4 protein-coding genes are annotated in these 3323 nt (G+C 40.5%); 3 read left to right on the plus strand and 1 reads right to left on the minus strand.

What is annotated here, in order from left to right:
• Positions 1-778 precede the first annotated feature (778 nt).
• Complete coding sequence (locus tag HXW94_RS18315) at positions 779-1699, plus strand: apolipoprotein A1/A4/E family protein (RefSeq protein WP_178368334.1); 921 nt, start codon at positions 779-781, stop codon at positions 1697-1699.
• A gap of 52 nt (positions 1700-1751) precedes the next feature.
• Here the strand turns inward: HXW94_RS18315 and HXW94_RS18320 are convergent, their stop codons facing one another.
• Positions 1752-2213, minus strand: a complete 462-nt coding sequence (locus tag HXW94_RS18320) for an ATP-binding protein (RefSeq protein WP_218576807.1) — start codon at positions 2211-2213, stop codon at positions 1752-1754.
• Between the two features lie 300 nt (positions 2214-2513).
• On the opposite strand from HXW94_RS18320, the gene HXW94_RS18325 reads away from it, so the two are divergent.
• Complete coding sequence (locus tag HXW94_RS18325; protein ID WP_178368336.1) at positions 2514-2702, plus strand: hypothetical protein; 189 nt, start codon at positions 2514-2516, stop codon at positions 2700-2702.
• 438 nt (positions 2703-3140) lie between these two features.
• The coding region (locus tag HXW94_RS18330; RefSeq protein ID WP_343054711.1) for an RRXRR domain-containing protein at positions 3141-3323 on the plus strand (183 nt) is incomplete at its 3' end.

A 3323-nucleotide genomic window follows, 5' to 3' on the forward strand; every position in this document is an offset into this window, starting at 1 on the left:
TTTGTTCAATTCTAAAGTACACTAAAGGAACGTGCTGTTCACAGTATTTTTTTTAAAAAATAATTTTCAGCATCTCAAAAACACATTTTGATTTTACGAAGTGTCAAACGGAAAATGAAGGATGCCAGATTTTTTAAGCGGTTTCCGGATGCTCGTAGTGCATCCGACAGGTTAGAACTGAGCTATACGCTTCGAGAGATAAGTGGTTCGCCGCTGACAGTCAATCAACCTGTTTAAGATCAATCTCTATATTTCTCTATGGAGTTGGTAACTATTACATGGCCAAACGAACAAGACTTAAGTGCTGATACAATTGCACATAAATTAAAACAGCTGCAATCACATAACAGCCATGGGCTGATTTAGTCTGGGGTGTCTAAAAACGCTCCCTATTATAGTTCCGGTCACATGACTTGATATTTTTTTGAGGTGTTGATCGTAATATTTACAATAGGTTAGGGCTGTTTTTTGGTTTGAAGTCATATGACCGGAACTATAGCGCCCTTTGGGCGGGCTGTTAGGTACTGGGTACTGGGTACTGGGTACTGGGTACTGGGTACTGGGTGCTGGGTGCTGGAAATTCCTATACTCTAAATTTATTCTCGCACCAAAACCTCAAAGGCACAAAGGCGCACAAAGTCGAATAAAAATCTTTGTGTCTTTGTGCGAGTTTTTCAACTAAAAAAATTCATATTTAGAATTGCTCCTTTCCTTTAATTTATATGTGAATTGATGTACAATAAAAATACGATTTTTCCAATGAAAGAAGGAGACGCCAATGCCGAATACCGAATTGAAAGAAAGAGTTACAGGGCTTGAGCAGTTTATGATGGAATTAGCCTATGAGACAACAAAGACGTCTATGGCCGTAAGGCAGCTCTCAGAGGAGATGAAGGACTTCAAAAATGAGACGCGCAGGGATACAAAAGCGTTCAAGGAGGAGATGCGTAAGGATACAAAGGCACTCAAGGAAGAGATGAGGAACTTCAAAGAGGAGATACGAAATGATACAAAGGCCTTCAAGGAAGAGATGAGGAACTTCAAAGAGGAGATACGAAATGATACAAAGGCCTTCAAGGAGGAGATGAGGAACTTCAAAGAGGAGATACGAAATGATACAAAGGCCTTCAAGGAGGAGATGAGGAACTTCAAAGGGGAGATACAAAATGATACAAAGGCGTTCAAGGAGGAAATGAAGAACGCCAAAGAGGAGACGCGCAAGGATACGAAAAATTTCAAAAAAGAACTGAACAAAAAATGGGGCGAACTGGCCAACAAAATGGGCACCATTGTTGAGGATATTGTTGCACCAGGGTTAAAAGGGGTTGCCGCGGAATATTTCGGAATCAAAGAATTTGATTTTTTTGCCCCCCGGTTGCGTCTGAAAAACACTGACCGTTCAATAACCCGTGAGTTTGACGTCATTGCCGAAACCAGTGATTATTTTTTCGTCGTTGAAACTAAGTCCACCCCCAGCACCGGGTTTATATCCGATTTTATCAAACTGATTCCCCAGCTGGACTCATGGTTCCCCGTGATCCGTGAAAAGAAGTTGGTCCCTGTTTTCGCCTCCCTTTATATATCCGACGATCTTATCACCTATCTGACCAGGAACAACATCCTTGCCATGGCCACCCGGGGAGACGGCATGGATATTTGCAACACAGAGATTCTCAAGGCATTTGGGGTCAACGCTTAAAATCTGAAATTATGCACTGTTTAAAAATGGCTAAAATGCTTGGCAGGATTTTCTAATACAAAAACCCAAACAAATACAAAGGAATTTCATACCTGGAGCTAAAAAGGATGTCATCTTTAACAAGAAATGCCTGGTCCAGATGATCCTTTATTTGCTTTTTGCCCTTGTTTTTTCCGCCAATTTCAAAGAAATTACCGTTGACTTCAAAATCGCCGATGTCACTGTAATGGATTTTATGACCAGCGTTTTGTATCATTCGTATGAAAAAAATTTCCCTGATAGTTCCACGTTGTGATGAAAAACCTGTATCATCATTGACAGCTGCGTAAATATCAGGATTATCAAGATATATTTTTTCGGTGTGCTTGAGCACTCCGCCACCGGATTTGTTTTTTTTCAATAGCATCGCCAGACCGGATTCATGTAGAATATTCAAATAATTCTGAACGGTTTTATGATCTATGCCTAAGATGGCCTTGATCATAAAATCGGCCATTATATATACAAAAGACATTATACCGATTTTTCATAACCTATTGATTTTACTATAAGGTTTATTTTTGAGAGTCTAATAAAATCAGATACTTAGCTAAAATCGGTATAATGTCTAAAACTTATCATAAATGTCACTGGCCCCCCAATGCTTAATTTTACTCTGACCCCAATTATGCACCAATTATGCACCAATTATGTTGAATCAGACGTGTTAAACAGGGTTTAAATAAAACCAAAATGATTAAATATAACTCTTGCTATAAACCTGTACCTTTTTCCATTACAATGCATATTTCCCCTTGCCCCGACCGATTAATAAATGTATGAATCTTTTTGGTTTAAGAACTCGCACAAAAACACCAGGCTTGGGGTGTCTAAATCCGCTGGTTTCAATTATTCACTTTTTGGCACTCGCTTGACACCCATCGCTTCAGAAAATGGCATTGCAGTCAATCTTGCAGCTCCAAAAACTGAGCAAAATAAAAAGGAACAAAAAGCTGGTTTTTGACACCCCACACCAGGCTCTTATTTGGTTATATGATCCTTTGTGCCCTTGAGGCTTTGTGTGAGAATACAATTAGAGTTGATGGGTTTGCTCCCTTCTCTACCTCTTTCACCTTGTATCTTTCAGAATATTGATGCTAATATATTCCTTTAGCATTGATTTTGCAGTGCCTCTAAATCAAGGACTATATCGGTGCCATGTCAACTACCCCTCGGCTAAAGACCGAGGGGCTTGAAAAAGCCCCAAAGTTGACCAGTCTAAGTGCTTCGAGCACTACGTTAGATCGGAAACAGGTACCCTGGAGTACTCGCCAGCTCCAGGTTCTACGGCAAGTGGTTAAACAGGTCTAAGGGGTTAAACCGGTGCTGCTTGCGCTAAACCCGATCATAACATTGACGAGGCAAACATTACCTTGGAAACAAGAGGATTTTAAAATTGAGTGTGTTTGTTCTGGATACAAACAAAAAGCCGCAGAATCCGGTACATCCGGCAAAAGCAAGACTGCTTTTGACAGAAGGGAAAGCCGCGGTTTTCAGACAGTTCCCCTTCACAATCATTTTGAAAGAGACCGTTTTGGACGTGGCATCAAACCCATTGCGGATCAAGATTGATCCGGGCAGTAGA

It is taken from the genome of Desulfobacter latus, assembly GCF_013389365.1.
GTDB lineage: Bacteria > Desulfobacterota > Desulfobacteria > Desulfobacterales > Desulfobacteraceae > Desulfobacter > Desulfobacter latus.